Source organism: Phenylobacterium sp. (assembly GCF_004799515.1).
Lineage (GTDB): Bacteria > Pseudomonadota > Alphaproteobacteria > Caulobacterales > Caulobacteraceae > Phenylobacterium.
The window spans coordinates 199,816-226,529 of record NZ_SSMX01000026.1 but is presented as its reverse complement, the minus strand read 5'-3'; the positions used below and the strand labels follow the sequence as shown (position 1 = coordinate 226,529).

23 protein-coding genes are annotated in these 26,714 nt (G+C 71.1%); 10 read left to right on the top strand and 13 right to left on the bottom strand.

What is annotated here, in order from left to right; all coding sequences use genetic code 11:
- Positions 1–3 precede the first annotated feature (3 nt).
- From E8A49_RS10460 to E8A49_RS10440, 5 genes are all read left to right on the top strand, one after another.
- A complete protein-coding gene (locus tag E8A49_RS10460) occupies positions 4–282 on the top strand; it encodes a hypothetical protein (protein ID WP_293380233.1) in 279 nt (92 codons plus the stop codon).
- A gap of 58 nt (positions 283–340) precedes the next feature.
- Entirely contained in the window at positions 341–667 is a 327-nt protein-coding gene (locus tag E8A49_RS10455; RefSeq protein ID WP_293380230.1) for a hypothetical protein, read from the top strand.
- 150 nt (positions 668–817) lie between these two features.
- Positions 818–1,741, top strand: coding sequence for an alpha-L-glutamate ligase (locus tag E8A49_RS10450; RefSeq protein WP_293380227.1), 924 nt, complete (start codon positions 818–820; stop codon positions 1,739–1,741).
- Complete coding sequence (locus tag E8A49_RS10445) at positions 1,738–2,748, top strand: LLM class flavin-dependent oxidoreductase (RefSeq protein WP_293380224.1); 1,011 nt, start codon at positions 1,738–1,740, stop codon at positions 2,746–2,748. Before E8A49_RS10450 ends, E8A49_RS10445 begins: the two co-directional genes overlap by 4 nt.
- A 53-nt stretch (positions 2,749–2,801) precedes the next feature.
- Entirely contained in the window at positions 2,802–3,608 is an 807-nt protein-coding gene (locus E8A49_RS10440) for a CPBP family intramembrane glutamic endopeptidase (protein WP_293380221.1), read from the top strand.
- A 19-nt stretch (positions 3,609–3,627) separates the two neighbouring features.
- Here the strand turns inward: E8A49_RS10440 and E8A49_RS10435 are convergent, their stop codons facing one another.
- The 5 genes from E8A49_RS10435 to E8A49_RS10415 all read right to left on the bottom strand — a co-directional run bounded on the left by E8A49_RS10435 (position 3,628) and on the right by E8A49_RS10415 (position 12,484).
- Positions 3,628–4,752 (bottom strand): hypothetical protein, encoded by a 1,125-nt coding sequence (locus tag E8A49_RS10435; RefSeq protein WP_293380218.1) that lies wholly within the window; start codon positions 4,750–4,752, stop codon positions 3,628–3,630.
- Between the two features lie 17 nt (positions 4,753–4,769).
- On the bottom strand, positions 4,770–5,954 hold the full coding sequence (locus tag E8A49_RS10430) for a TonB family protein (protein ID WP_293380215.1): 1,185 nt from the start codon (positions 5,952–5,954) through the stop codon (positions 4,770–4,772).
- Between the two features lies 1 nt (position 5,955).
- Complete coding sequence (locus E8A49_RS10425; RefSeq protein WP_293380212.1) at positions 5,956–8,247, bottom strand: M56 family metallopeptidase; 2,292 nt, start codon at positions 8,245–8,247, stop codon at positions 5,956–5,958.
- The gene (locus E8A49_RS10420; protein WP_293380209.1) at positions 8,244–8,642 is read right to left on the bottom strand and encodes a BlaI/MecI/CopY family transcriptional regulator; all 399 of its coding nucleotides are present in this window, start codon (positions 8,640–8,642) and stop codon (positions 8,244–8,246) included. Before E8A49_RS10420 ends, E8A49_RS10425 begins: the two co-directional genes overlap by 4 nt.
- Before the next feature lie 1,544 nt (positions 8,643–10,186).
- Positions 10,187–12,484, bottom strand: coding sequence for an OPT family oligopeptide transporter (locus E8A49_RS10415; protein WP_293380206.1), 2,298 nt, complete (start codon positions 12,482–12,484; stop codon positions 10,187–10,189).
- Positions 12,485–12,636: 152 nt separating this feature from the next.
- Here E8A49_RS10415 and E8A49_RS10410 point away from each other — a divergent pair, with 152 nt between their 5' ends.
- Positions 12,637–13,656, top strand: a complete 1,020-nt coding sequence (locus E8A49_RS10410; RefSeq protein ID WP_293380203.1) for a hypothetical protein — start codon at positions 12,637–12,639, stop codon at positions 13,654–13,656.
- 22 nt (positions 13,657–13,678) lie between these two features.
- On the opposite strand, the gene E8A49_RS10405 is transcribed toward E8A49_RS10410, so the two are convergent.
- From E8A49_RS10405 to E8A49_RS10380, 6 genes are all read right to left on the bottom strand, one after another.
- A complete protein-coding gene (locus E8A49_RS10405; RefSeq protein WP_293380200.1) occupies positions 13,679–14,287 on the bottom strand; it encodes a TMEM175 family protein in 609 nt (202 codons plus the stop codon).
- Between the two features lie 44 nt (positions 14,288–14,331).
- Positions 14,332–15,405 (bottom strand): hypothetical protein, encoded by a 1,074-nt coding sequence (locus tag E8A49_RS10400; RefSeq protein ID WP_293380197.1) that lies wholly within the window; start codon positions 15,403–15,405, stop codon positions 14,332–14,334.
- Between the two features lie 98 nt (positions 15,406–15,503).
- Entirely contained in the window at positions 15,504–15,935 is a 432-nt protein-coding gene (locus E8A49_RS10395; RefSeq protein WP_293380194.1) for a hypothetical protein, read from the bottom strand.
- A 63-nt stretch (positions 15,936–15,998) separates the two neighbouring features.
- Entirely contained in the window at positions 15,999–16,478 is a 480-nt protein-coding gene (gene greA, locus E8A49_RS10390) for a transcription elongation factor GreA (RefSeq protein ID WP_293380191.1), read from the bottom strand.
- 9 nt (positions 16,479–16,487) lie between these two features.
- Entirely contained in the window at positions 16,488–17,879 is a 1,392-nt protein-coding gene (locus tag E8A49_RS10385; protein WP_293380188.1) for a cytochrome P450, read from the bottom strand.
- 20 nt (positions 17,880–17,899) lie between these two features.
- A complete protein-coding gene (locus E8A49_RS10380) occupies positions 17,900–18,841 on the bottom strand; it encodes an alpha/beta hydrolase (protein WP_293380185.1) in 942 nt (313 codons plus the stop codon).
- A gap of 58 nt (positions 18,842–18,899) precedes the next feature.
- Here E8A49_RS10380 and E8A49_RS10375 point away from each other — a divergent pair, with 58 nt between their 5' ends.
- Together E8A49_RS10375 and E8A49_RS10370 are read left to right on the top strand one after the other, a co-directional pair.
- The gene (locus E8A49_RS10375; protein WP_293380182.1) at positions 18,900–19,505 is read left to right on the top strand and encodes a TetR/AcrR family transcriptional regulator; all 606 of its coding nucleotides are present in this window, start codon (positions 18,900–18,902) and stop codon (positions 19,503–19,505) included.
- A 108-nt stretch (positions 19,506–19,613) separates the two neighbouring features.
- Positions 19,614–21,692 (top strand): HAD family hydrolase, encoded by a 2,079-nt coding sequence (locus E8A49_RS10370; protein ID WP_293380179.1) that lies wholly within the window; start codon positions 19,614–19,616, stop codon positions 21,690–21,692.
- On the opposite strand, the gene E8A49_RS10365 is transcribed toward E8A49_RS10370, so the two are convergent.
- Together E8A49_RS10365 and E8A49_RS10360 are read right to left on the bottom strand one after the other, a co-directional pair.
- A complete protein-coding gene (locus tag E8A49_RS10365; protein WP_293380176.1) occupies positions 21,689–23,122 on the bottom strand; it encodes a serine hydrolase in 1,434 nt (477 codons plus the stop codon). The genes E8A49_RS10370 and E8A49_RS10365 overlap by 4 nt on opposite strands.
- A gap of 1 nt (position 23,123) precedes the next feature.
- Complete coding sequence (locus tag E8A49_RS10360; RefSeq protein ID WP_293380173.1) at positions 23,124–24,791, bottom strand: carboxylesterase/lipase family protein; 1,668 nt, start codon at positions 24,789–24,791, stop codon at positions 23,124–23,126.
- 120 nt (positions 24,792–24,911) lie between these two features.
- On the opposite strand from E8A49_RS10360, the gene E8A49_RS10355 reads away from it, so the two are divergent.
- On the top strand, positions 24,912–25,097 hold the full coding sequence (locus E8A49_RS10355; protein WP_293380170.1) for a DUF3008 family protein: 186 nt from the start codon (positions 24,912–24,914) through the stop codon (positions 25,095–25,097).
- A 69-nt stretch (positions 25,098–25,166) separates the two neighbouring features.
- A complete protein-coding gene (locus E8A49_RS10350) occupies positions 25,167–26,666 on the top strand; it encodes an amidase (RefSeq protein ID WP_293380167.1) in 1,500 nt (499 codons plus the stop codon).
- Positions 26,667–26,714 lie beyond the last annotated feature (48 nt).

The window sequence follows — 26,714 nt, the reverse complement described above, 5'->3', positions numbered from 1 at the left end:
CCCATGGACCGGGCTGAAACGCGCCACGCGCGCACCTGCAAGTACGTGATCGCCGAGCGGTTCGGCCGCTGGCAGGTGTGGCGCGACGACGGCGACGCCGGCGCCTTCGACGAGCAGGCGGACGCCGTGCGCTTCGCCTGCAACCAGGCCCGCGAGCGCGCCGCCGCCGGGATCGCCGGCGTCGTGGTGGTGCAGGCGGCGGTGCGCGAGATGCACTGCTTCACCCCGCCCGCCGACGCCTACACGCCGCCGCCGCGGGTTCCGGCGCTGCGCCTCGTCTGACATGCCTGCCGTCTGGTGTAGAATGGCGTTCAAGGAACAGATTCTCCCGGAGACCGCCATGCGCAAGCTGATCGCCGCCGCCTTCGTCCTGCCGCTCGCCGCCGCCCTGCCGGCCGCCGCGAACACCGCCCAGGAGATCGCCGCTCACGGCATGATCGTCACCATCGCCGACATGGTCATCGACCTGAACTTCACCCCCGATGGCAAGTTCAACGGCATGGACGGGGCGATCACCGGGACCTGGCGGGTCGACGGCGAGAAGCTCTGCACCACCTCCAACCTCGACCCCAACGAGACCTGCGCCGAATATCCCAAGGACAAGAAGTCCGGCGACAGCTTCGACCTCGTGACCCCACAGGGCTCGGTGCCGATCAAGATCAAATAGGCGCGCCGATCCCGACCGGGCACACGCCCCACACGATCGGGCCAAACACATCGGGGATGCCAAGCGCGCGCAACTGAACTATCTGGACGCTGACGCCGCGGCAGCCCTTTCCCGCCGAGGCGGGTTGGAACGCGTCCGGAGTCCCTAGCCTTGGCCGATCTCGCCGTCTTCTACGAACACCCGCAGTGGTTCGAAGCCCTGTTCGCCACCTTGAAGCGGCGCGGCCTGGACTGGACGGCCATCCCGATCCAGGACCACACCTTCGACCCCGCGGACACCGCCCTGCCCGCCCCAGTGATCCTGAACCGGCTGGCGATGTCCTCCTTCCTGCGCCAGGAGGAGCACGCCCTGTTCTACAGCCTGGCGGCGCTGGACCACTGGCAGACCCTGGGCGCCCGCGTGGTCAACGGCCCGGGCGTGCTGGCCTACGACACCAACAAGGCCCGCCAGCTCAGCCTCTTCCGCAAGGCGGGCCTCGACATCCCTGCGACCCGCGTCGCGCACCGCCGCGAGGACGTGGTGCGGCTGGCCGGCGAGATCGGCTATCCGGTGATGGTGAAGGTCAATGTCGGCGGCTCCGGCACGGGCATGATCCGCTACGACAGCGAAGAGGAACTGGCCGCCGCGGTGGCCGACAAGCTGACCCCGGTGGGCGTCGACGGCGTGGCCTTGATTCAGGAATACGTGCCCGCCCGCGATGCACGGGTGATCCGCTGCGAAGTGCTGGACGGCAAGCTGCTCTATGCGCTGGCCCTGGACGGCGCCGGCTCGACCTTCGACCTCTGCCCGGCCGACGTCTGCATGGTCGACAAGCCCACCATCACCATCAGCGAATTCAGGCCGCCGGCCGAGATCGCCCGCGCGGTGGAGAAGGTCGCGGTGATGAGCGGTCTGGACGTCGGCGGCATCGAATACATGATCGACGACCGCGACGGCCGCGCGCGGTTCTATGACCTGAACGCCATGTCGAACTTCGTGGCCAAGCCCCTGGAGGTGCTGGGCTGGGACCCGCACGACCGGCTGGTCGATTACCTGCTTGGCCTGATCGCCGCTCAACAAAAGGTGGCCGCGTGAGATACGGTTTCTGGACCCCGGTCTTCGGCGGCTGGCTGCGCAATATCCCCGACGAGCACATGGCCCCCACCTGGGAGTACACCAAGCGCCTCTGCCAGCGGGCCGAGCAGATTGGCTACGACCTGACCCTGGTGGCCGAGCTGAACCTCAACGACATCAAAGGGACGGACCAGCCTGCGCTGGACGCCTGGTCGACCGCCGCGGCGCTCGCCGCCGTCACCGAGCGGCTGGAGCTGATGGTCGCCGTGCGGCCCAACTTCCACCAGCCGGCCCTGTTCGCGAAACAGGCCGCCAACATCGATAACATCGCGAACGGCCGCCTGGCGCTGAACGTGGTCTCGTCCTGGTGGCAGCAGGAGGCCACCAGCTATGGCCTGCAGTTCGACCAGCACGACGACCGCTATGGCCGCACCTCGGAATGGCTGGACGTGGTCGACGGCCTGTGGCGCGAGAAGACCTTCAACCACGACGGCCCCCGCTACCAGCTGAAGGACGCCATCTGCGAGCCCAAGCCGGTGCGCAAACCCGTGGTCTACGCCGGCGGCGAGTCCGAGGCGGCCAAGACCATGATCGCCACCCAGTGCGACGCCTACGTCATGCACGGCGACACGGTCGAGGTGATCGCCGAGAAGATCGCCGACATGCGCGCCCGCCGCGAGGCCGTGGGCAAGCCGGCGATGATCTTCGGCATGGCCGCCTACGCCATCGTCCGCGACACCGAGGAGGAAGCCAAGGCGGAGGTGGCGCGGATCACCACCCTGGACCCCAACGCGCCGGGCTTCGGCAACTACGACCAGTGGCTCTCCGGCACCCAGCTGGAGCGCGAGATGAAGATCGCCGAATATTCCGTCTCCAACCGCGGCCTGCGTCCGAACCTGATCGGCGCGCCCGACCAGATCAAGGACCGCATCGCCGCCTATGAGGCCGCCGGCCTCGACCTCCTCCTGCTGCAGATGAGCCCGCAGTACGAGGAGATGGAGCGGTTCGCGGAGAAGGTGATCAACTGAGCGATCTCCTCCCGCCTCGGCAGGCGGCCTGGCGCAAGATCATCGCCTATTGCTTGCTGACGGCGGTGCTGAGCGTCCCCGGCTACTATCTCGGCATCCACAAGCACGGCCTGACCTCGCGCCAGGCCGCGGCGGTGTTGATGTGGGGCGGGCCGGCGCTTTCGGCGATCCTCGTACGGTTGGCGACCGAGCGCAGCCTGGCGGGCATCGGCTGGGGCCTGAAGAATCCCAAATGGCTGTGGATCGCCCTGGCCCTGCCACTCGCCTATGGCCTGCCGCCTTACCTGATCGCCTGGGCCGCCGGTTTGGCCGACTTCGTTCCCAGCCGCTGGACCACGGTTCTGCCCTACGGCCTGCATGTCACCGGCATCGCCGCCGCCCTCTGCCTGATCCTCACCGTCGGCCTTTTCGACAAGATCAGCCGGGCGCTGGGCGAGGAGATCGGCTGGCGCGGCCTGCTGGTTCCCGAACTGTTGAAGGTGACCAACTTCCGCAACGCCGCGCTGATCTCCGGCGTGATCTGGGCCCTATGGCATTTCCCGCTGATCATCTTCGCCGACTACAAGGCCGCCGGTACGCCCGTTCCCTTCCAACTCGGCTGTTTCGCGCTGATGGTGATCAGCTCGGCCTTCCTCTACGCGTGGCTGCGTTTGCGTTCGGACAGCGTCTGGCCGCCGACCTTGCTGCATGCGGCGCACAACCTCCTGATCCAGTCGGTTTTCGACCAGGCGACGGTAAACCGGCGCGGCGCCTTCTACCTCACCACGGAGTTCGGCGCCGGCATCGCGCTGTTCACGATCCTGATCGCGTGGCTGATCCTGCGGCCGAGACCGGGGCCGGCGCGGGCGGCGGCCGCCTAGCCGCCGCGCGCCTCAGCACCTATGGCCGGCTCGCGGCGGTCGCCACCAGGTTCAGCCGGATCGGGACGTGGACCACGCCGCCCTCGACCGGCGCGCCGTCGGCGGACCAGAGGTTCATCTTCAGGCCCGCAGCGAGCTTCACGGCGGCTTCGGAGAAGCCCAGCCCATCGGGGTCGCCGGCTTCCGGCGCACAGGCGCTTAGCGAGCCGTCGGCGGCCACCGTGCAGCGTGCGACGCCGCGGCCGGTGCGCACCCCGCTGGTGGCCGCCTTGGGCGGGAACAGGGCGGAGGCGTCGTCGGGATCGAAGCCGACGGTCCAGGCCGGCGACGTCACCGTCCGCGCGGCCAGGGCGGCCGGCGGCGAGAAGCGGATCGGCAGATCGACCGAGACCGGCGCGCCGCCCGGCGCTTTTGCCGCGATCTTCGGATCGACCCGGAACTTCGCCGCCAGGGCGAACGCGGCCTTGCCGAAGTCGTGGCCCACCGGGCTCTCGGCGATGACCTGGCAACCGTCCAGCCCGCCGTCGCGGCGCAGGCGGCAGCGGTCCACCGCCAGGCCCTCCGCGCCGCCGCCCTTGGCCGGGTAGGCCTTGGCCAGGTCGTCGAAGCTGGCGGCGGCGCTCCAGACCGGCGCTTGCAGCAGGGTCACCTCGCTCATGACTAGCGGATCCCCCGGCGCCATGGTGCTGGCGGACCCGAGCCCGCCCATGCCTCTGGGACTATTCGCAGCGACCGTGCTCATTTCGCGAACCAAGGCCTGTTCGTCGAACTGGGAATCCGGCGACTTGAAGAAGACCGAGATCGACACGGCGTCGCTGGCCGGCGCGCCGTGCGCCCCCTTCGTCACGGAGAACTGGAACTTCGGCTGCAACTTCAGCGCCTCATGGCCCAGGCCGCGTCCCTGCGGCCACTCGGAGACGACCGCGCATTGTTCGGGCGCGCCGCGCTGGGCGACCTGGCAGGACAGCGCCACGTAGCCAGAGGGGCCGCTGCGCGAGATGGTGGCGGCAAGGCCGGGTACGAAGCCGATCTGCCTCACCTCTTCCGCGCCGGTCAGTTCCGCCATCGCGGCGGGCGGCGACGCCGATGCCGCGGACCCGGCGGTGTCAGCCGCCGCCCATAAGGCCAGGATCGCCGCCAGCATGTCCGTCGCCTCCCTCGTTAAAGGGCCGGAGCATTCGAGGCCTCGGCCACGCCCCTCAGGTTAAGCCGGATCGGGATATGCACAACCCCGCCCACGACCGGCGCGCCGTCCGCGGACCAGAGGTTCATCTTCAGCGTGGCGGCGAGCCTCACGGCGGCCTCGGAGAAGCCCAGGCCATCGGGATCACCGGCCTCTGGCGCGCACGCGCTCATCGCACCATCCGCCGCCACCGTGCAGCGGGCGACGCCGCGGCCGGTGCTGAGCCCGTTGGCGACAGCCTCGGGCGGGAACAGCTTGGGCGCCATGCGCGGATCAAAGCCGACGGTCCACAACGGCGCCATCACCGTGCGGTCGGCCAGCGCCGCCGGCGGCAGGCGGATCGGGATGTCGACCCAGGCCGGAGTGGCGCTGGGCGCGCGGGCCACCACCGCTGGGTCGAGGCGGAACTTCGCCGCCAGGCCGAGGGCGGCCTTGCCGAAGTCGTGGCCGTCGGGGCTCTCCTTGATGATCTGGCAGGTGTCCAGCCCGCCGTTGCGGCGCACGTGGCAGTGGTCCACCGCATAGCCCTCGACCCCGCCGCCCTTGGCCGGATAGGCCGTCGCCAGGTCGTCGAAGGTCGCGGCGGCGATCCAGACCGGCGCGTCCAGCATGGTCACCTCGCGCATGATCAGCGGATCGCCCCGGACCATGGTGCTCGAGGTCCCGATTGGGCCCATCCCAGGCGGACTGCTCTTGGCGGCCTGGGCGTATTCGCGAAAGAACGCCTCTTCGTCGAACTGCAGATCGGGCGCCTTGAAGGCGACGGAGATCGTCTCGGTGGCGTTGACCGGCGCGCCGTCCGGCCCCTTGGCGGGCACGAGCTTGAAGGTCGGCCGCAGCTCCAGCGCCGCGCGGCCCAGGCCCTTCCCGGCCGGTGACTCGGCGGCGACTGTACAGCGCTCGGCCAAGCCGTGGACATCGACCATGCAGGACAGCGTCACGTGGCCGTCGACGCCGGTGTGGTAAGCGGTCGCCGGCCAGACGGCGACGAAGTCGGAGCGCGCCGCGTCCTCATCGCCGATCATGTCCACCGTGGCGGCGACCGGCGGCGTCTTTTGCGGCTGCGGGACGGCCACCCCGGAGACCGTGCGCGGAGGTGGCGTTGTCGCAGGTGCGGCAGGATCGGAAGTCGCCGCCAGCAGGGCCAGGACGGCCGCCAGCATCTCAGTGGCCTCCGGCGGCCAGCGCCGAGGCGCCCGACGGCTCGGCCGCACCCTTGAGGTTCAGGCGGATCGGCACGTGGATCACGCCGCCCTCCACCGGAGTCGCGTCGCCGGACCACAGGCTCATGCGCATGGTCGAGGCGAGCTTCGCGGCGGCCTCCGAGAAGCCCAAGCCGTTAGGTTCGGCCCCCTCGGGCGCGCAGTCGGTCAAGGCGCCGCCGGCGCCCACCGTGCAGCGGGCCACGCCGCGCCCGGAGGTTACGCCCGCCGCCACGGCCTGCGGCGGATACACCTTGGGCGCCTGGCTGCGGTCGAAGCCGGCGACCCACTTGGGGGCTGTCACCGTGCGCTCAGCCATCTCCTGGGCGGACGGAAAGCGCACCGGGACCATGACCCAGAGCTGTTGGCCGGGAATCTGGCGGCGCGCCTGCTCCGGCGACACCCGGAATTTGTCCAGCACCGGCTGGGCGGCCAGGCCGAAGCCTCGGCCCTCGGGCTCTTCCCTGATGGCGTAGCACCCCTCCAGCGCCCCGTCCTTTTTGCGCACGCTGCAGGCGCTGACCACATAGCCTTCCTTTCCGCCGGCCTTGCGCGGATAGGCGGCCACGAGGTCGTCGAAGCTGGCGGTGCGCACCCAGACCGGGTCGTTGAGCGTGTTGAATTTCAATCCGGTCTCGGAGACGCTGTCCGGGTCCCTGAGCCGGACAGCGCGTGCGACAGGGTGGGCGTCGGGGACAGGGGCGCGAGCCTTGTAGTCGACGGCGATCGTCAGGGTCGCGGGAACCGGCCCGTCAGGACCCGCCGCCGGCGCGAACCGCAAGGTCGGACGCAGCGCCAGGGCGGCCTTGCCGAAATTCAGGTTCGCCGGGGCTTCGGACATGACCGCGCACTGCTCGGCAAAGCCGTGGACATTGATGCGGCAGGTCATGACCACATGACCCTCCTGGCGGACCTCGCCAGAGTCGAACGGCCAGATCTGGGCGTAGCTCTGGTGGGCGTCATTGGGGAAACCGCCGACCTGGATCTCCACGTCGGGCTTGGGCGCACTCTTGGGCGACACCACCAGGGTCCGCACGGTCGGCCCGTTGGACGCGAGCTCGGCCGGGGCGGCCGGCGGGGGCTCCACGACGGGGGACGGCTCCGCGACCGGCGTGGAGGCCGGGGTCACGGCCGGCACGAGGACGAGGGGCGCGGGCGTTTCCGCCTCCGCCAGGACAATGCGCGGCGCGGCCTCGACGGGCGGCGGCGGCGCGGCGCTAGCGGGGGCCGGCGCCGAGGCCGAGCCGGCCGAAGCCGCGGCGGCGACCTGGGCCGCGGGGACCTTCGACGGCGCGGCGTCGGGCTTGGCCTGCACCGCCGCGCCCTGCGTCATGGCGCCGGCGCCCAGCGCCAGGATCGCCATCGCCGCGAAGCGGGAGAGCGCCGGGCGCTCAGGCGCTGTCGCCGCGCCCAGGATGCGGGCCGCCCGGCGCCGCAGGTCGCCGCCGCCCGCCGCCAGCACCCCGTGGGACGGGACGCGCAGGGTCTCCAGCGACTGCAAGGCGCGGACATAGAGCGCCCGGTCGCCCACGGCGGCCACCGCCAGGTCGTCGCAGCACTGCTCGCGTTCCAGCCGCACCCGGCGGCTCACCCACCAGACGGCCGGGTGGTAGAACAGCGCCGTCTCCACCACGCTCTGGATCAGGTTGGCGAAGGCGTCGAGGCGGCGCACATGGGCCAGCTCGTGCAGGATCAGCGCCTCCAGCTCGGCCGGCGGCAGGCGGACCAGGAAGCCCGCCGGGATCAGCACCATGGGCTTCAGCCAGCCGGCGACGATGGGCGTCGCCACCGCCTCGGACTGGGCGAACAGCACGGCCAGCGGCGTGGCGATCTTCTGCTCCAGGGCGCGGCAGCGGGCGGTCCATTCGGGCGGCAGGGCCACGGCCGAACGCCGCAGGCGCTCCACCAGGACGAGGCCTCCGGCCATGCGCACGGCCAGCGCCGCGACGCCGGCGAGCCAGGCCGCCACCGCAAACGTCTCCCAACGCTGGGCGAGCGGCGTCAGCCCGGGGAAGCCGTGCGGGACGAGGACGATCCTCACGCCCGCCTGCAGCCAGGCGAAGGTCACGACCGGCAGAACCGCCATCACAAAGAGCGCGCCCAGCGCCCAGTCGTGGCGCGCGCGGGCTGTGCGGCAGGCCTTCAGCACCACCTGCAACGCCAGGGCGACCAGGGCGCCCTGCCAGAGGAAGTGCGCCAGGGTCCAGCCGAGCGCCGGGACCAGGCCCTGCATATAGGCGGGTGCGACAATCATTGGTCTCTCCCCTTGGCTTCGTAGGCGTCAAGCATGCGGCGGATTTCGGCAATGTCTTCCGGCGAGGCCGCTCGGTCCTGCAGGGCGTGCAGCACCAGCTCGCTGGCCGAGCCCGCGAACACCCGGCGCATCAGGTCGCCGGCCACCCGGCGCTTGGTGGTCTCCGGCGGCTCGGCCGCCTGGTAGACGTGGGCGCGCTGGTCCTCGTTGCGGATCACCGAGCCCTTGGCGGCCATGATCTGCAGGAACTTGAGCACGCCCGTGTAGCCGATCGGCCGCGCAGCGCTCAGCGCCTCATGCACCTCACGCACGGTGGACGGGCCGCGGTCCCAGAGGATGCGCAGGATGTCGAGCTCGGTGGCCGTGGGTCGGGCTGGAGGCTCGTCGGGCGTCATACGAAGAAAGGTGTACGAATATATTCGTAGAGTCAAACAATGTTCTGCGGAGCGCCTCCCGGCGTACACCGAACGCTCACCAACGCCCCCCATGCTGGCCGCCATGAGCGAGACCCGAGCCGGCCTCAACCCGCCGAACGGCCTGCGCGGGCTGCTGCCTGCCGCAGCGGCCTTGCTGATGGCCCTGCTCGCGCTCCTGCCGGCGACCCTGAACGACGGCGACACCTGGTGGCATGTGGCGGCCGGGCGGCTGATGATCGCCCAGCACGCCCTGCTGCGGAGCGATCCCTTCTCCTACACCTTCCACGGCGCGCCCTGGTTCGCCCACGAGTGGCTGTCCGAGATCCTGATGGGCGGGACGTTCAACCTGGCCGGCTGGAGCGGGGTGATGGCGCTGACCGCGGCGGCGGCGGGGCTGACCGCTTGGCTGCTGGCCCGCGACCTGGGGCGCTTCGTCAGCGGCCTGCCGCACCTGACCCTGCTGGCCTTCGGCGTCCTGCTATGGAGCGGCAGCCTCCTGGCCCGGCCGCACATCCTGGCCCTGCCGATCCTGGCGGCCTGGACGGGCGAACTGATCCTGGCCCGCGCAGAGGACCGGCCACCGCACTGGCGGGTGCTGCCACTGATGACGCTGTGGGCCAATCTGCATGCGAGCTTCCTGTTCGGCCTGGCGCTGGTCGGGCCCTTCGCGCTGGAGGCCCTGCTGGCCGCGCCGCCGCAACGGAGGCGCGAGGTCGTGCTGCGCTGGGGCGGCTTCGGCCTGGCGGCGACCGTGGCGGCGGTGCTGACGCCGCACGGCGTGCAGACCCTGATCTTCCCGTTGCAGCTCACCCACTCGACGGCCCTGGCGCACATCGGCGAGTGGGCGCCCGCCGACTTCAGCCGGCCAGGGGTGCTGGAGATCGCCCTCCTGGCCGGGCTCTTCGTGGCCCTTACCCGGCCGCTGCGCCTGCCTCTGGTGCGCGCGGCCCTGCTGCTTGGCCTGCTCTACCTGGCCCTGCAGCACGTGCGCTACGACCAGATGCTGGGGATCGTCGGCGCCCTGATCCTGGCGCAGCCCCTGGCCGCCGCCTACGGCCAGCCCGCCGCGCCGGCCGGCGGCTGGCGGCCGAAGACCGCGCCGGCGGTGGCGCTCACGGGGCTGGCGCTCGCCCTTGGCCTCCTGGGCGCGCGCCTGGCTTGGCCGGTGACGCGGCATGACGGGCTGGGCAGTCCGATCTCGGCGGTGGCCGCGGTCCCCGCGCCGGTCGCCGCCACGCCGGTGCTCAACGACTACAGCTTCGGCGGCTATCTGATCGACCGCCGCATCCGGCCCTTCGTCGACAGCCGCGCCGAGCTCTACGGCGACGCCTTCCTCGAGGCCTACGCGACCCTGCTGTCCGGCGACCGGACGGCGCTTGACCGGACCCTGGCGGCCCGCCACGTCGGCTGGACCCTGCTGGTCCCCGGCACGCCCATCGCCCGCGCCATGGACGAGACGCCCGGCTGGCGCCGGCTCTACGCCGACCGCTGGGCGGTGGTGCATGTGCGCGCCACGCCGGGCCCTAGCCCGGCTTGCGCGCCCCCGCCCGGAACAACAGCGCCATCAGCCCCAGGAACGGCAGGCAGGCCAGGAGGTCCGACCAGGGCCCGTCGAAGAACGGGTTCACCTTGCCCATCAGGGTGGTGATGTCGCGGTCGAAGTTCCCCAGCACGCCCGCGGAAAAGGCGATGCCGATCCCGGCGATGGCGCCCCCGGCGATATAGCCCGAGGCCATCAGCACGCCCGGGCTGCGGTCGGACTCCGCGGCCAGCTCGGCCTCCGACAGGGTCTCGGCGTGAGCGAGGTTGCGGCTCCTGCGGTCCACCAGCCAGCGCACCGCCCCGCCGATGAAGATCGGCAGCGAGGACGAGACCGGCAGGTAGACCCCGACAGCGAAGGCGAGCGCCGGGATGGCGCACATCTCCAGCACCACCGCGATCATCACCCCCAGCAGCACCAGGGCCCAGGGCAGTTGGCGGCTGAGGATGCCCTTGATGATGTAGCTCATCAGGGTAGCCTTCGGCGCGTCGTACTTGGTGACGCTGGTGCCGTCGGGCCGGGTCTTCACGTGGCCGTTGATGCCGGGGTCGACGAGGTAGGCGACCGTGCCGTCGTTGCGCACCAGATAGCGCGTGGCCGCGCCGCCGGCCGGATCGGGCTTCTGCCAGACGTGGTAGACGCCGGCGTCCTGCACGTGCTGGGGCCCGCTCAACGCTTCCGTCGGCAGGCTGGCGACGGCGGCCGCGGGGACCGCCGCCGGCGCGGCGGGCTGCGGCACATAGACAGTGGCGGCCTGGTTCAACGCCAGCAGGATCGGACCCAGCGCCACCGCCGAGGCGAAGGCCCCGACCAGGATCGCCAGCTGTTGCGAGCGCGGCGTGGCTCCGAGCAGGAAGCCGGTCTTCAGGTCCTGCGAGGTCGTCCCGCCGTTCGACGCGGCGATGCAGACAATGCCGCCCACCGACAGCGCGGTGACGTAGTAGGTCGGCCCCGTCCATCCCAAGAGCAGGAAGATCAAGCAGGTCAGCAACAGCGTGGCCACCGTCATGCCGCTGATCGGGTTGGAGGACGAGCCCAGCTCGCCGGTCAGCCGCGAGGAAACGGTGACGAACAGGAAGCCGAACAGCACGATCAGCAGAGCGCCGGCGATGTTCATGTGCAGCGAGTGCGCCATCAGGATGCCGGCCACCAGCACCACGACGCCCAGCGCCACCCACTTCAGCGAGATGTCGCGGTCGGTGCGCGGGGTCGTGGCCGCGGCGTCCTTCGCCGCCTCGCGCTTGAGGTTGAAGTCTCCCAGGCCGGCCGACAGGCTGCGCCAGATGGTCGGCATGGCGCGGGCCAGGCTGATCAAGCCGCCGGCGGTCACCGCGCCCGCGCCGATATAGAGCACGTAGGCGCTGCGGATATCCCCCGGCGACATGCCCGAGATCGGCGTCTTGCCCGGCGGGATGATCCCGCTCGCGGCAGAGCCAAAGAACTGGATCAGCGGGATCAGCACCATGTAGGCCAGCACCCCGCCGGCGGCCATGGCCGAGGCGATGCGCGGGCCGATGATATAGCCCACGCCCAAGAGCTCCGGCGAGATTTCCGCGGCGATGGAGGCCTTGGCGAGCGGCGCGGCGAACACCTTCTCGGGGGTGTCCTTCCACAGCTTGAAGACGCCCTCGCAGAGCTTGTAGGCGAGGCCCAGGCCGAAGCCGGTGACGATGGTGCGCGCGCCACGGGCCACCTCGGCCTCGCTCTGCGCCTGGCCGGCCTGCAGGCCGATCTCATGTTCCTCGCGCGTCGCGCCGGCCTTCAGCACCTCGGCGCAGGCGGTGCCTTCGGGGTACTTCAGGATGCCGTGCTGCTCGACGATCAGGGCGCGGCGCAGCGGGATCATCATCAGGATGCCCAGGAGGCCGCCCAGGACCGCGACCAGCATCACCCGGGCGATCTCCATGTCGAAGCCCAGGATCATGATCGCCGGCATGGTGACGCCCAGGCCGAAGGCGATGCTTTCGCCCGCCGAGCCCGCGGTTTGGACGATGTTGTTCTGCAGGATCGAGGCCTTGGCGATCCCCAGCCTCGCCAGCAGCCGGAAGAGGGTGATGGAGATCACCGCCACGGGGATCGAGGCCGAGACCGTCAGGCCCACCTTCAGCACCAGGTAGAGCGACGAAGCGCCGAACACCACGCCCAGCAGCGCGCCCACCACCAGGTGCAGGATGGTCAGCTCCGGCAGGACGACGCTGGCCGGGATGAACGGGATGAAGGCGGGCTTGGCGGCTTTCGCGCCCTTTGTCTTGGCCACGGGCTTGATGGCGGTGTCGGTCACTGGCGTCTGTCTCCCCGGAACCGGGGACTAGACCATCAGTTCGCGGAACCTGCCAGAGGGACGGACCCGAGGACAGCCAAGGGTGCGGATATGACGGCGCGATGGCTGCGCCGGCCACGGAAGCTTAACCCCCGCACGGGCACTCTGGCGGCATGATCAGCGCCGCCACCGCCTCCCCGCTCCTGTCGACGGCCCCGACGACCGGCGGGCAGGCCAGCTCAGGCGCCAGCGCCTCGAACGCCTCCTCGTCGGCTTCGACCTCCAGCGCGACCTCGGCGGCGGACGAACAGGCGGCCATCGCGGCGCAGACGCTGAGCCGCCTGCAGGCCGCGTCCGCCTCCGCCGGCGGCAGCCCCAGCGCCAGCCCCTCCGACATCGCCAAGGCCAAGCTGGCCGCCCTGCAGGAGCGGCTGAAGATGCTGCTGATGATGGGCGGCGATCCCAAGGAGGTCGCCCGCGAGGCTGCCGATATCGCCAAGCAGATCGGCCAGGCGGCCAAGGCCTATGCCGACGCGGTCGGCGGCTCCGAAAGCAGCGCCACCGCCGAGGCGGCCAGCGACACCGCCGCCGCCCAGCAGACCGCCGCGTCCGCCGCCAGCGCCGCGGCCCAGGCCGGCGGCGCGACGGGCGGCTCGACCGCCGGCGCAACCTCCCGGACCGCCACGGACGGCGCGACCGCTCCGGCGGCCGGCGGCCAGGCCTCGCAATCCGCGGATAGCGCATCGGACGCTGACACCGCCGGCGCCGATCCGGCTGCCGGCGACGGGGCGACCTCCGCCTCGACCTCAGCGCCGGCGCCGGCGCAGACCCAGACCCCGACCCAAACGGCGCCGCAGACCTCGACCGGGGCCGCCGTCGCCGCCAAGTCCAAGCTGCCCGACCCGATCATCGAGGAGGCCAAGGTCCTGGAGACCGCCGCCCAGGCGCTCGCCAAGGCCGCCCTGCAGAAGATGGCCGCCCAGCATCGCACCAACCCCCACGCCCAAGACGAACAGGCGGAGCTAGACCAGGGGCAAAAGGACGTCACCGACGCCGCCAAGGAAGTCTACGGCAACGACGACGGCGTGGCCGGCGATCCCTCCACGGCGGAGGCGGTGAGCGGCTACGGGTCGGACGGTTCGGCGGCGGCCGCGCCCGCGGCGGACACGTCCCTGGTGTCGATCAAGGCCTAGGTCTGCGCGGCGGCGACCGCCGCTAGATGTCCCCCAGCCTGCGCGCGACGACGCCGGGCTTGCGGCGGCCGAACCGCCGCTCGACCAGGGGCGTCAACGCCGTCAGCAGGAACCCCAGCGTCGCCCAGGCCGTGTCCAGAAAGCTCAAGGCCAGGACGACGGCGGAGGCGACCAGCATGACGATCGTGCCGATGAAGTTGTCATCGACCTGTTCGCGCTCCGCCGCCGGCGCACGGCGGCTCGCCAGCCAGGTGGTCAGCCACAGGCCGACCAGGTTGGCGGTATAGAGCCAGATGCTGGGCGCCAGCGAGCCATAGCGGCCGATCACCAGGGTCGAGAGCGGCATCATGGTCACCAGGAAGAGGTGCCACAGCGACCAGGATACGTAGGCCCCGCTGACCGGCTCGTGGCTGGTGCGCCCGAAGACCATCGCGCGCCAACGGCCGCTCAGAACCCAGAAGCTGAGCGCATAGGGCCCGAACTTCGGGATCAGGTTGACCAGTTGGGCGATCAGGTCGCCATCGGTCCGGATCACCGCCCCGTCCGAGAAGCGGATGTCCAGCACCAACAGGGTCATGGCGACCCCGTAGATGCCGTCAGCCAGGGCGTCGAGGCGGTGGCGCGGATACATGCCGCCCACCTTGCGACAGTTCGCGCGCCCTCGCCAAGCTCGCGCTAGGACTTGGCTGCGCCGCTCACCTTGCCGCCGGGCGCCTCGACCATCAGCTTGACGATCGCCTCGGTGATGTGCGGCTCCAGGCCCTCGGTGTGACCCTTGTCCAGCCGCTCCACGTCGGCGACGATCCGGCCGCCCTTGCAGTGCGGATAGAGCCAGATCTTCGCCTTGCCCGGCCGCGCCTTCATCCCCCAGACCGGATAGCCCTGGCGGGCGTAGTCCCAGACGTAGCCGGGCTGGTCGTCGACGACCTCTTTCTCTTCGACCCGGGCGCTGCAGCCGAATTCCTCGGCCAGCGGCGAGGTGTCCGGCAGGCTCACGATCTCATGCTCGCCGGTCTCGAAGATGTGGCTGAACTGGCAGGCCGGCAGGTTGGCCCCGCCCAGGAGGCCGCCGCCGGCGCCCGCCGGCCGCGGATCGGGCGGCGAACCGTCGGCCTTCGGCGGACCGAAGCGTGGGTTGATCTCGGCGCGCCCGACCCGGCCGCCGGACAGGCTGAGCAGGCCGTCGACCTTGTCCTTGAAGAAGTCGGAGCAGACGATCCGGTGCGAGGTCGCCCCGCCCTGGCTGTGACCGGCCAGCCAGAAGGACTTGATGTTCCTGGCTCCGAAGGCGTCGATCACCTCGGTGGCGATGTTCTGCAGGTGGGCGTCGTCGGCGTCCGGCACCCAGACGCGGACGCCGGGCTGGCCGGCCACGCGGCTGGGCGAGGTCGCCGCGGTCGGCGTGGCCACCACCAGCTTGTACTTGTCCTTGTAGTCCATAGCCGGGAAGTAGTGGCGCTGCCACTGGCCGATCGAGCCGGCCCCATGGATGTTGAGGACGAAGATTATCTTGTCGCCCGGCTTCAGGTCGCAGGGGTAGTCGAGCCAGAACTTGCGGCCGGTCTTGGGGTCGGTGGCGTTGCCGGGATTGGCCAGCGAGGCCTGGCAGGCGTCGCCCGAACAGTGGGTCGGCGGCGGGCTCTGGCAGGCCACGCCCAGGTAGTCCTTGGCCTCCGCCGCGCCGGCAACCGCCAGGCCACCCACAGCCGCGCCCAGCGCCGCCAGCCACAGTCCCACACGTTTTTGCATCGCCCGTCTCCCTTGCCTTGCGCCTTGCCGGCGTCTGTCGAAAGCGAGCTTAGCAGGCGGCGCGCGGCGTACCTATTGTTCGGATTCCGACGCTTCGGTCAGAAGGCGAAGCTGAGCTTCGCGCCCACGAAACGGCCATGCGGGTCGATGCCGTAGGCCGCCGCGCCGCCGTTGTCGCCGTGTCCGGGCTGCAGGCCGCAGAGGAAGCCGGCCGAGGCGGTGGCGCCGCCCGCGTCGCCCGGGCCGAAGTGGTGGTCGACGGCGGTCTTGGCGAAGACCTCGCTGTTGAGGTCCGCGGTCTGGATCTTGGTCGGGGCGTGAGGGTCGAGCGGATTGGCCAGGTCGGGCGCGGGCTTCTCGGCCACCAGGCCCTTGGCGGTCACCGGCGCCTCGAGGGCGGCGCCGGGCGTGAGGCTCGGCAGGCTGAGGTCCAGCCGGGTCGGGGTCTCGGCGCCCGCGGCGCCAGCGGCCAGGGTCACGGCGAGGACGGCCGCGGCGGCGAAGGTCGGAGCAAGCAACAGATGGCGCATCGGTCTCACCGGGGTCCCAGCCTTTTCCACCCTAGCCTATTCGTAGGCCGGGGGCTTTCGGTTTCAATGGACGGCGACGATCTCGACCTCGGCGCCGTTCACCGAGACCACGTCGCCCAGGCGCTTGCCCAGCAGGCCGCGGGCCAGAGGCGAGACGTAGGAGACGCTGCCCAGCGCCGGGTCGGCCTCGTCCTCACCGACGATGCGGAAGACCTGGCGGCGGCCGTCCTCCCGCTCGATCTCCACCGACCGGCCGAACTGCACCTTGCCCGTCTGCGCCTCCGGCTCGGTGAGCTGGGCGTTGCCGCGGCGGGCCGACCAGTAGCGCAGATCGCGGGTGGCCCGGGCCATGGCGGTGCGGTCGGCGCTGACGCCGCCCTGGGTCTGGGCCGTAGCATAGGCCGCGCGCGCCTGCGCCAACGCGGCCTCGATGGCGGCCAGCCCCTCGGCGGTCACCAGGTTCGGGTGGGCGGAGATCGGCCGGTCCGGCAGATCGGCGGCGCGGGACTCGTAGTCTTCCTCGCGGGTGAAGGCGACAGCCATCCTCAAGACTTAGGAAGCGGCGGCCCTGTGCTCAAGCGTCATCTTCAGCCCGTCCTTGGGCGCAAGCGTGATGCGGGCCAGGAGCTCCACGTCCTGGGGGCGGTCCATCCGTAGCCGGACCTTTTGGGCCAGGGCCGCCAGGATCAGGGTCGCCTCGGTCATGGCGAAGGCCGCCCCGATGCAGACCCGGGGGCCCGCGCCGAACGGCATGTAGGCGAAGCGCGGCCGTCCCTCACTGCGCTCCGGGGAGAACCGGTCAGGGTCGAACCGCTCCGGCTCGTCCCAATAGGCGCGGTGCCGGTGCATCACCCAGGTGGAGATGAAGATCCGGTCGCCCTTCTTGACCTTGTGACCGCAGATCTCGTCCGGCCCCGCCGCCACCCGGCCGGTCACCGCCGGGGCCGGCGGATAGAGCCGCATTGCCTCCTCCACCACGCGGCGCGTGTAGACGAGGTTCGGCAGATCCTCGGGCGCCGGCGCGCGGCCGCCCAGCACCGCGTCCAGCTCGGCGTGCAGCTTCGCCGCCTCCGCCGGGTGCGCCGACAGCAGGTAGAAGGTGAAGGTCATCGCCACGGCGGTGGTCTCGTGGCCGGCCTCGAAGATGGTGATCACCTCGTCGCGGATCTCCTGCGCCGAGAGGCCAGAGCCGTCCTCCGCATCGCGGGCGGCGAGCAGGCGGGTGAGCAGGTCGTTGGGCGCGGCGTCCAGGTTCGCCCGCCGCGCCTCGATCATCCGATAGATGGCGCCGTCCATGGCGCTGAAGTCGTTGTGGATCTTCGCCTTCTTGGCCTTCATTCGCATCGGCCCGATCACCGGAATGACGTCGAGCAGGGAGAAGACCAGGGCGTCGCTGCTGAAGCCCAGCGCCGTGCCCGCCAGAGCCGTCAGCTCCTCGGCGTCGGACGAGAACATGGTCTCGCAGATGATCCGCAGGGTCAGCGCCTTCATCGCCTCGGCCACGTCGATCTCGGCGCCCTCCGGCAACTGCGCCCAGCGCTGGGCGTAGGCGTTGGCCTCGGCGGCCATGGTCGGCGCATAGGCCGCCACGCTGCGCGGGTCGAAGGCGCCGGCCATGATCTTGCGGTGACGCCGCCACTTGGCCGGCGCGGCGCTCAGCAGGCCCTCGCCGAACATGGCGGTGAAGAACTCGTCGGAGAGCTTCTCCTTCGGATAGTTGGCGACGTTCTCCACCAGCACCCGGCGGATGCCGTCGGGGTCGTGGACCATCAGGAGCGGCGACTTCCCCTTCCGATGGATCGGCGTCTCGAACACCGCGCGCGGCAGCAGCTCGAAGACGTTGGCGTCCGACGCCGCGAGCTGGGCGAAGAACGACGCCCCCTTTTCCGGCGGCGGGGCCAGGCCGGTGAGGGCCGGTCGGGCGATCGCGGTGGGGTCGGCCATGCGGCGCTCCTGGACGGTCATCAGCGGAGCGCCATGGCGGGGGCGCGGTCAAGCACGAGCGTCGGCGCCGCGGCCGGGCGGCGGGCGTGGGCCAGCAGGTCGCGCAACGCCTGGATCACCGCGTCGGGGCGGTCGGTGTGGATCGTGCTGTGTCCCGCGTCCGGCAGCGCCCGGGCCTCGCCCTGCGGCGTGCTCGCCGCGAAGGCCAAATAGGCCGGCCACTTCCGCGTGTTCACGTCGCGCAGATAAGCCTCCGAGGAGAAGGCGGTCATGAACGGGTCCAGGCCCATCGCGGCCAGCAGGATCGTCGGGACATCCGGCAGGTCGCCGCCGCCGCGGATCTCCGGCAGGACCTCGCCATAGAGGGTCTTGGTCTCCTGCAAGGTGCGCCGCCAGGCCATCAGGTGATAATCGACCAGCCCACGGCGCTCGCCTTCCGGGAAGCCCGCGAACATCCGCTCGAACATCGGCCGGTAGAAGCCGCGCATGTTGACCGCCGCGCGGATGAGCCCCGGCGCCATCCGCAACTGCTCGGTGAGCGTCGGAGCCGGGAAGTCCAGATAGGCCTCGTGCGAAGGGTCGAGGAACAAGAGGCCCGCGACTTCTCCGGGGAAGAGCTGGGCGAACCGGCGGACATAGGCGCCGCCCAGGGAATGGCCGACCAGGATGTAGGGCCCGTCCACCCGCGCCGCGCGCAGCAGACCGCGCAATTCCTCGGCGACCTCGCGGGCGCTGCGCGGCAGGGCGCAGTCTCCGCTCCAGCCGGTCCCTGCCCGGTCGTAGACCACCGAGGTGGTGTGCGCCGCGATCGCGCGATGGATGTTGAGATAGTCGCCGCCGACCAGGCCCGCGCCGGGCGCGAACACCACGGCGGGCCCGCCGGCGCCCAGACGCTGCATCGCCAGACGACGGCCATCGACCTCATGACACTCGCCGCTTTTGCCGAAAGGGGACTCGATCATCGTCTTGCTCCCTAAAATATACCGTGAGTATAATATACCTATGGTACATTATGGCGTTATGTCAAGCCGACTCGATCCGACGCCCTCCGCAGGCGGCAAGCGCGAGCGCACCCGAGCGGCCCTGGTGGGGGCGACGCTCGATGTGGTGGCGGAAAAGGGCTTCGCGGCCGCGAGCCTCGACGAGATCGCCGCGCGGGCCGGGATGACCAAGGGGGCGATCTATTCGAACTTCAGCGGCAAGGGCGAGCTGCTGATGGCGGCCATCGCCGCCAAGGGGCTGACGGTGTCGTCCGACACGCCCGCTGAGGCGCCGCTGCGCGAGCAGTTCGCCGGCATGGCGCGCGGCCTGGCGGACATGCTGCAACGCGCCCGCGGCGAGGCGGCCTTCCTGGCGGAGTTCCAAGTCTATGCCCTGGGCGATCCGGAGCTGCGGCGCAACCTCGCCAGTGTCTACGCCCAGTCCTTTGACCTGAGCGCCGAGCACATGGCCCGGGCGGGCGGGCTGAAACCCGGCATGGCGCCGCGCCACGTGGCGGTGGCCCTGCAATCGGTGGCGATCGGCTTCGTGGTGCAGTCCTTCCTCAGCCCCGACGACGTCACCGAGGAGATCGTCACCGAGACCCTGGCCGCCCTGGCCGCGGGCCTGATCGCCAAGCGCCGCTGAGCCGCTGCAAACGCCGTTGGCGCGGGCGGCGGATCACGGCAGAGTCGGCCGCCGCGACGGCCCTGCCCGGCCGCGGCCCGTCCGTCCGCCGCCTGGATGACCTCCGCGATGATCTTGCGCCTGTCGCAGTTCGCCCACCTGCTGCCCGTGGCCGACGGGCGGGTGCTGGTGATCCACGCCGCGACCCAGATGCGCCTTGTGGTCGACGCCGAGCTGGCCGGGATGATCGAATTCTTCCGCGCGCCGCGCGAGATCGGGGACGAACGCGCCGCCGGCTTCGCTTCCCTGATCGAGCGCGAGATCCTGACGCCCCTCGATCCTGGGGAAGAGCTCGCCCAGCTCACCCGCGAACTCGGCGCCTACTACACCCGCGACCCGGTCGCCGCCGTCGACCGCCTGCGCCGCCAGGCCAAGGAGGGCGGCGAGACCTATTGGGCGGCCGGCGCGGCGCTCGGCGCCAAGGATGTCGCCGCCGGCGGCCAGCGGCTGGACGTCCTGCTGTTCGGCGACTGCGACATCCAGATGGAGGCCGATTTCCTGCGCCGCGAGGGCGCGGCGCGCGGCTTCGACCTGCGGGTGGCCGCGACCTTCCCGGACGACGTCCGCCTGGCCTCGGAGCGGGCGCACGACGCCATCCTGATCGGCGCGCTTTCAGCCCGCCACGCGATCACCGACCCCTTGCGGCCCGACGACACCGCCCCGCCCTGCGCTCCCTACATCGCCCAGGCCCGCGGGATCATCGAGGGCCTGCGCGCGGTGACCGCCGCCCCGATCCTGATCGACAACCTGCCCGAGCCGACGGTGCAGCCGCTGGGCATGGCCGACCGCGGCGGCTACGGCCACCGCAACCGCTTCCGCCTGGCCAACGTCCTCCTGTCCGACCTGGCGGAGAACTATCCGGACGTGCATGTCGTCGATGTCGCCGCGACCCTGGCCGCCGCCGGCGCCGAGCGGCTGCTGGACGACGGCCATGTGGGCTTCACCCACTTCGGCGCGCCCGGCTGGATGCTGCAGCGCGCGCCGGACGAGCTGGCCGCCGTGCACGGCGTCTTCCCCGACCTCGCCCCGCTGGCCGACGCCCTGGGCGGTGACCCCTATGGCCGCGAAGCGGTTATGGCCAAGGCCCACCTCGACGCCCTGGTTGCCGCCACAGGCCAGGGCCGCAAGAAGTGCGTGATCCTCGACCTCGACAACACCCTGTGGCCCGGGGTCCTGGCCGAGACCGGCGCGCCCTTCGCCTGGGCGCCGGAGGTCAGCGGGCCCTTCTCCTACATCGGCCTCTATTTCGGCCTGCACGAGGCGCTCCTGGCGCTGAAGCGGCGCGGAATCTTGCTGGCCTGCGTCAGCAAGAACGACGAGGCCACCGTCCGCGAGCTCTGGACCTACGCCGACCACTACCCGCGCGAGCGCCTGCTCACCCCGGACGACTTCGTCACCTGGCGGGTCAACTGGACGGACAAGGTCGAGAACATCCGCTCCATCGCCGCCGAGCTTAGCTTCGCGCTGGAGGCCTTCCTGTTCATCGACGACAACCCGGTCGAGCGCGAGAACGTCCGCACACGGCTTCCCGAGGTCGAGGTCTGGGGCGACGACCCGTTCGAGCTGCGCCGCCGCCTGCTCAACGACCCGCGCCTGCAGGTTCCCCGCGTCACCGAGGAGTCGGCGGCGCGCACCGCGCTCACCCAGGCCCAGCTCAGCCGCCAGAAGAGCCGCACCGACAGCGCCGACGAACAGGCCTTCATCGCCTCGCTGGACGTCCAGACCAACATCGAGCGCCTGGCGGTCGGCGCGCGCCTTGACCGGGTCGAGGAGCTGTTCCAGCGCACCACCCAGTTCAACGCCACCGGCGCCAAGTTCACCGCCCTGGAGCTGGCGACCCTGATCCTGAAGCCCGGCGCCGGCGTCTTCACCGTCCAGGTCTCCGACCGCTTCGGCGACCACGGCCTGGTGGGCGCCGCAGTGATCGACGACGGCGAGATCAAGGGACTGGCGCTCAGCTGCCGGGTCCTGGGCCTGGGCGTCGAACACCGCTTCGTCCAGGCGATCCTGGACGCCCTGGCCGCCGACCACGCGCTAGTCACCGCGCGGATCATCGAGACCGCGCGCAACACCCCGGTGCGCAACATCTACCGCGACAACGGCTTCGAGCCGCTCGGCGACGGCCTCTGGCGGCGGGCGCTTCCCTAGGGCAGCCGGTCGCCGATGAACTTCATGATCTTCTGAGCGGCCGGCGGGTCGCGGTTGGCCAGGACGACGACGGTGTAGCTGTTGTCCGGATAGATGCGCAGCTCGCCGTTCATGCCGGGGGCGCCGCCCGCATGGCCGAGGATATGGCGGCCTTCGCCGTCGGTGATGCTGAAGTCGTAGCGCAGGAAGGTCCCGTCCTTGGCCGTCAGGCCGCCGGTGCTCAGGAGCTTCAGGTGCGCCGCGTCCAGCAGCTTGCCGTCCATCAGGGCGTCGCCGAACCGCAGGAGGTCGCCCACGGTGGAATAGCCGCCGCCCGCCGGCGTGCCGCGGTAGGGCTGGGTGTCGTCGGCGGGCTTCAGCTTGCCCGTATCGCCCATGTAGCCCGTCGCCCGCTTCGGCAGCTTGATGGTCTCCGGCAGGTTGCCGGTGGCGGTCATGCGCGCCGGGGCGAGGATGTGCTGGGCGATATAGGCGTCGTAGCTCTGGCCGCTGACCGCCTCGACGATCCGGCCGAGCAGCATGAAGCCGTAGTTGCTGTAGCTGGTGTTGCTGCCCGGCGGGAACTCCGGACCCCGCGCGCCGTAGAGCGCCACATAATCCTTCGGGTCGCGCAGCTCCAGCCGATGCGCGTCGAACTGCGGGCCGAAGATGTCGCCGGTCCCGCCCGAATGGGTGAGCAGATTGTTGACCGTCACCTTCTGGGCGATCTCGGCGTTCGGATAGTCCGGCAGATAGCGGCCGAGCGGGGCGTCGAGGTCGAGCTTGCCGGCCTGCGCCAGCTGCATGATCGCTATGGCGGTGAACATCTTGCCCATGGAGCCGAAGCGGAACTGGGTCTCCACCGCGTTCGGCGTGCGGTGCTCGCGGTCGGCCTCGCCATAGGCCGCCTGGAAGATCGGCTTGCCCCGCTGGGCGACCAGCACTGCGCCGTCGAAATCGCCGGTCGCCGCGTCGTGGGTCAGGCGCTCCTTGAGCGCGGCGATAAGTTCGGGGGGCTGCAGCTTGGGGGTCGCCGGCACGTCGTCCGGACGGCGCGCCATGTGGATGCTCATCGCCGTCAGCGCGTGCGGCGGCTCGGCCTGGACGTCCACCACCAGCCGCGCCCAGTCCTCGCGGTCGCCGTCGTAGACCAGGATCTCGGCGTGGGTCGGCGTGGCCTGCGACAGGGCGTGGAACTGCAGCTTCGCCAGGTTCTGTCGCATCTCGAGCCATTCCTCGGGCTTGCGCCGGGTGTTGGGATCGATCGCCTTGATGGCCGCCAGGAAGCTTGCGTCGTCGCCGGTGGTGAAGGCCTGCAACAGGCGCCGGGCCTGCTCGCTGGCCGGGGTCTCGGCGACCGGCGCGGCGGCGGGCGCCGCCGGCGGAGGCTGCGCGACAGCGGGGGCAAGCGACACGGCCGCCAGGGCCACGGCCAGGACAAAACGCTTCATCTCAAACCCCCTTCAGCGCCGCGCGCTCGGCGCGGTCCGGATCGTCCTTCACCGTGCAGGGCGCGTCGAACAGCATGTTGGGCGTCGCAGACGTCGTGACCGCCGGCCAGTGCGGCAGGCCCGGATGGTTCGGATCGCCGGTGCGGGCGAAGGCGATCCAGGCGTCGGCCATCTGCGCCGACAGCGCGCGGGCCTCCGCTGTGCCGCCGGTGGCGTTCAGGCAGCGGTCGATGTTGTCGAAGGCGTAGGCCATCTCGGCGCAGTGGAAGGCGCGCACCCGGCCGTCGAGCACGGTCTTCGGATTGTAGTCGAACCGGTAGAGGTACGCGCCCGCCCCGCCCTGCTTCGCCTTGGCCTGCGCCTGCAGCACGGCGGGGACCCGGAACTGGGCTGAGACGATCCGCGACATGATCTCGATCGGCTTGGCCTTGGGGTCGGCGGCGCGGAACACCGCCCAGGCCCCGGCCGGGGCGCCGCCCATGGAAATCGCGGTCTTCTGCGCCTGGTCCTCGCCCATCGCCTCCAGCCCCGGGTTGCCGATGGTGGGCGACAGCTCGTTCAGGTTGGAGCCGATGATCATCGGGACGTCCGCCGACTGGGCCGGCGCGCCGTTCGCCCAGGTGGCCCGCGGGATCGCCTGGCCGTCGACCACCGGCGCCCAGCCCAGGTTGATGGTCCCGGGCGGCGGCTTGGGCATCGAAGCCTTGGCCTTGTCGCCCGCCGTCACCAGCGCCATCGGCGGGACCTCGGAGAGCTTGCCCGCGTCGGACGGGGCGATCCCAAGGTTCTTCAGCACCGCCTCGGCGAGCTGCTTGGTGTAGCCGGTGTCGCCCACGTTCAGCAGCGAGCCGCTCTCGACGATGGCCTTGTGGAACAGGCCCTTGGCGGACGGCATGGCCATCAGCGTCGAGACCTTCGCCCCGCCGCCGGACTGGCCGAAGATGGTGACGTTGCCAGGGTCGCCGCCGAAGGCTGCGATGTTGTCGCGCACCCACTGCAAGGCGACCACCAGGTCGAGCTGGCCGGCGTTGCCGGAAGCCGCGTACTTCGCGCCGGCGATCTGCGACAGGTCGAGGAAGCCGAACGGCCCCAGCCGGTGGTTCACCGAGACGAACACCAGGTCGCCGCGCCGCGCCAGCCGCTCGCCGTCATAGGCCGGCAACTCCTGCGACGAGCCGGTCTCGTAGCCGCCGCCGTGGATCCAGACCATCACCGGCCGGGCCTTGCCACCGATTCCGCCCGACCAGACGTTGAGCCGCAGGCAGTCCTCGCCCGGATAGCCGTCGTCCCAGTCGTAGATGAAGGCGTTCTCGTCGCTATGCCAGCCGCCGCGCGCCACCTGCGGGCAGCAGGGGCCGTAGGTCAGCGCCGAACGGACCCCGGTCCAGGGCGCCATCGGCTGCGCCGGCAGGAACCGCGCCGCCCCGCCGGTGTCGCCGGCGTAGGGAATGCCCTTGAAGATGAAGACCCCGTCGCGGACGCATCCGCGCACCTTGCCCGAGCGCGTCTCGACGATGGCCTCGGGCGGAGTGGAGAGCCTGGACGCGCCTGCGCTGCCGCCTGGCTTGGCCGCCGCGGCCGTCGGTCCCGCCGCCGCCAGCAGCCCGCTCACCGCGCCCGCCGTCAGCAACCCGCGTCGCGCGACCCCGCCGTTCCCCGTGTCCGCCATCCGTCCCTCCCCTGTTCGTTGCAGGGATCGGAGCATTGCGCGCCCGGCGTGGCAAGGCATGCAACCCTGGGCGGGCTCGGCGGTTTTGCGGCCAGACGGAGCCCATTGAGGAGACCACCCATGCCCGCCAAATCCGCCGCCCAGCAGAAGGCCGCCGGCGCGGCCCTGTCCGCCAAGCGCGGCGACACGCCCAAGTCCAAGCTCCAGGGCGCGTCGAAGTCGATGATGTCGATGAGCGAGAAGGAGCTGGAGAAGATGGCGCACACCAAGCGCAAGGGAAAACCCGAGCACGTTGCCAGTAAGTAACTTGCCGCGGCGCCTCTCCAACGCCTAGCAAGGTCGAGCTGGCCAAGCTAACGCCACTGGAGGGGCGTCATGACAAGGATCACCCGCCGCGCGCTGGCCGCCGCGCCGCTCGCGCTCGCCGCTTCGCGCGCCCTCGCCGCGCCGATGCCGGCGCCCGTTTCGCCCGCGCCCGCCTCACCCTGGCCTGACGCCACCGAGAGCGCCGCCCGCATCCGCCGCGGCGAGATCACCGCCGCCGAGGTGGTGGAGACCGCCATCCGCCGCGCCGAGGCGATGCAGGGCGCGCTCAACTTCGTCGTCAACTCGGACTTCGACCGCGCGCTGGCGAAGGCCAAGGCCGGCCCGACCGGCCCATTCGCCGGCGTGCCGTTCCTGGTCAAGGACCTGGTCGACTACAAGGGCCTGCCGACCCGGGGCGGCTCGCAGTCGCAGCGCTTCGAACCGCCGGCGACGAAGCAGGCGCCCAACTGCGACGCCTTCGACCGCGCGGGCCTGATCGTGCTCGGCAAGTCGGCGACGCCGGAGGCGGGCTTCCTGCCCAGCACCGAGCCCCTCACCACCGGCCTGACGCACAATCCCTGGGACCTGAGCCGTTCGCCCGGCGGCTCATCGGGCGGCTCGTCGGTCGCAGTGGCGGCCGGCATCGTGCCCGCGGCCCACGCCACCGACGGCGGCGGCTCGATCCGCATCCCAGCCAGCCATTGCGGCCTCTTCGGACTGAAACCCTCGCGCGGCCGGATCGACGATTTCGAAGGCAAGGTCGGCATCACCGCCTTCGGGGTCGAGCACGTGGTGACCCGCAGTGTCCGCGACAGCGCCGCCATTCTCGCGCTCACCGAGGACCACAAGCCCGGCGCAAACTACCCGCCCGTGGGCGTGGTCGCCGGCCCCAACAAGAAGCGCCTGCGCATCGGCGTGATGCTGGCCAACGGCGAGGGCCATTCGCCGACCCCGGACGTGGTCGCCGCCCACGATCACGCCGTCAAGCTGGTGACGGACCTCGGCCACCACATCGACTACGTCCGCCTGCCCTATGACGGCGACCGGTTCATTCAGGACTTCCTGCTGTTCTGGGCCGGCGGCGCGCAGCGCCTGGCCAGCGACATCACCAAGGCGACAGGCCGCAAGCCCGACGGGACCATGCTGGAGCCCTTCACCCTTGGGCTGATCGATCTGGCCAACCGGACGAAGCCGGAGGATTTCGGCCAGACGATGAAGCGCCTGGAGGCCGACGTCCTGGCCTATGACACCTGGTTCGGCGCCTATCAGTTCGACGTCGTGCTCTCGCCGGTGCTGTCGTCCGGCCCGCCGAAGCTGGGTGAGATCGGCCCCCTCGTGCCCTTCGACACCCTGGTGGCGCGGCTGACCGAATACGTGGGCTACACCCCGATCCACAACCTCGCCGGCGCCCCGGCCATGAGCGTGCCGCTCTACTGGACGCCCGAAGGCCTGCCGATCGGGACGATGTTCGCCGCCCGCGCCGGCCAGGAACGCATGCTGTTCGAGCTGGCTTACGAGCTGGAAGCCGCCAACCCCTGGGCCCACCGCATCCCACCGGTGCACGTGTAGAGCCCTCTCCCTGCCCTCTCCCTCTCCGCTTCGCGGGGGGAGAGGAGA

What these genes read in the sequence shown, in the direction of transcription:
- E8A49_RS10425 (WP_293380212.1), bottom strand. Translation starts at nt 8,247, where the DNA reads ATGATTGTCGCACCCGCCTATATGCAGGGCCTGGTCCCGGCGCTCGGC.
- E8A49_RS10385 (WP_293380188.1), bottom strand. Translation starts at nt 17,879, where the DNA reads ATGGCCGACCCCACCGCGATCGCCCGACCGGCCCTCACCGGCCTGGCC.
- greA (WP_293380191.1), bottom strand. Translation starts at nt 16,478, where the DNA reads ATGGCTGTCGCCTTCACCCGCGAGGAAGACTACGAGTCCCGCGCCGCC.
- E8A49_RS10375 (WP_293380182.1), top strand. Translation starts at nt 18,900, where the DNA reads ATGTCAAGCCGACTCGATCCGACGCCCTCCGCAGGCGGCAAGCGCGAG.
- E8A49_RS10380 (WP_293380185.1), bottom strand. Translation starts at nt 18,841, where the DNA reads ATGATCGAGTCCCCTTTCGGCAAAAGCGGCGAGTGTCATGAGGTCGAT.
- E8A49_RS10435 (WP_293380218.1), bottom strand. Translation starts at nt 4,752, where the DNA reads ATGCTGGCGGCGATCCTGGCCTTATGGGCGGCGGCTGACACCGCCGGG.
- E8A49_RS10350 (WP_293380167.1), top strand. Translation starts at nt 25,167, where the DNA reads ATGACAAGGATCACCCGCCGCGCGCTGGCCGCCGCGCCGCTCGCGCTC.
- E8A49_RS10355 (WP_293380170.1), top strand. Translation starts at nt 24,912, where the DNA reads ATGCCCGCCAAATCCGCCGCCCAGCAGAAGGCCGCCGGCGCGGCCCTG.
- E8A49_RS10420 (WP_293380209.1), bottom strand. Translation starts at nt 8,642, where the DNA reads ATGACGCCCGACGAGCCTCCAGCCCGACCCACGGCCACCGAGCTCGAC.
- E8A49_RS10395 (WP_293380194.1), bottom strand. Translation starts at nt 15,935, where the DNA reads ATGCGCCATCTGTTGCTTGCTCCGACCTTCGCCGCCGCGGCCGTCCTC.
- E8A49_RS10455 (WP_293380230.1), top strand. Translation starts at nt 341, where the DNA reads ATGCGCAAGCTGATCGCCGCCGCCTTCGTCCTGCCGCTCGCCGCCGCC.
- E8A49_RS10400 (WP_293380197.1), bottom strand. Translation starts at nt 15,405, where the DNA reads ATGCAAAAACGTGTGGGACTGTGGCTGGCGGCGCTGGGCGCGGCTGTG.
- E8A49_RS10405 (WP_293380200.1), bottom strand. Translation starts at nt 14,287, where the DNA reads ATGTATCCGCGCCACCGCCTCGACGCCCTGGCTGACGGCATCTACGGG.
- E8A49_RS10370 (WP_293380179.1), top strand. Translation starts at nt 19,614, where the DNA reads ATGATCTTGCGCCTGTCGCAGTTCGCCCACCTGCTGCCCGTGGCCGAC.
- E8A49_RS10460 (WP_293380233.1), top strand. Translation starts at nt 4, where the DNA reads ATGGACCGGGCTGAAACGCGCCACGCGCGCACCTGCAAGTACGTGATC.
- E8A49_RS10365 (WP_293380176.1), bottom strand. Translation starts at nt 23,122, where the DNA reads ATGAAGCGTTTTGTCCTGGCCGTGGCCCTGGCGGCCGTGTCGCTTGCC.
- E8A49_RS10360 (WP_293380173.1), bottom strand. Translation starts at nt 24,791, where the DNA reads ATGGCGGACACGGGGAACGGCGGGGTCGCGCGACGCGGGTTGCTGACG.
- E8A49_RS10410 (WP_293380203.1), top strand. Translation starts at nt 12,637, where the DNA reads ATGATCAGCGCCGCCACCGCCTCCCCGCTCCTGTCGACGGCCCCGACG.
- E8A49_RS10430 (WP_293380215.1), bottom strand. Translation starts at nt 5,954, where the DNA reads ATGCTGGCGGCCGTCCTGGCCCTGCTGGCGGCGACTTCCGATCCTGCC.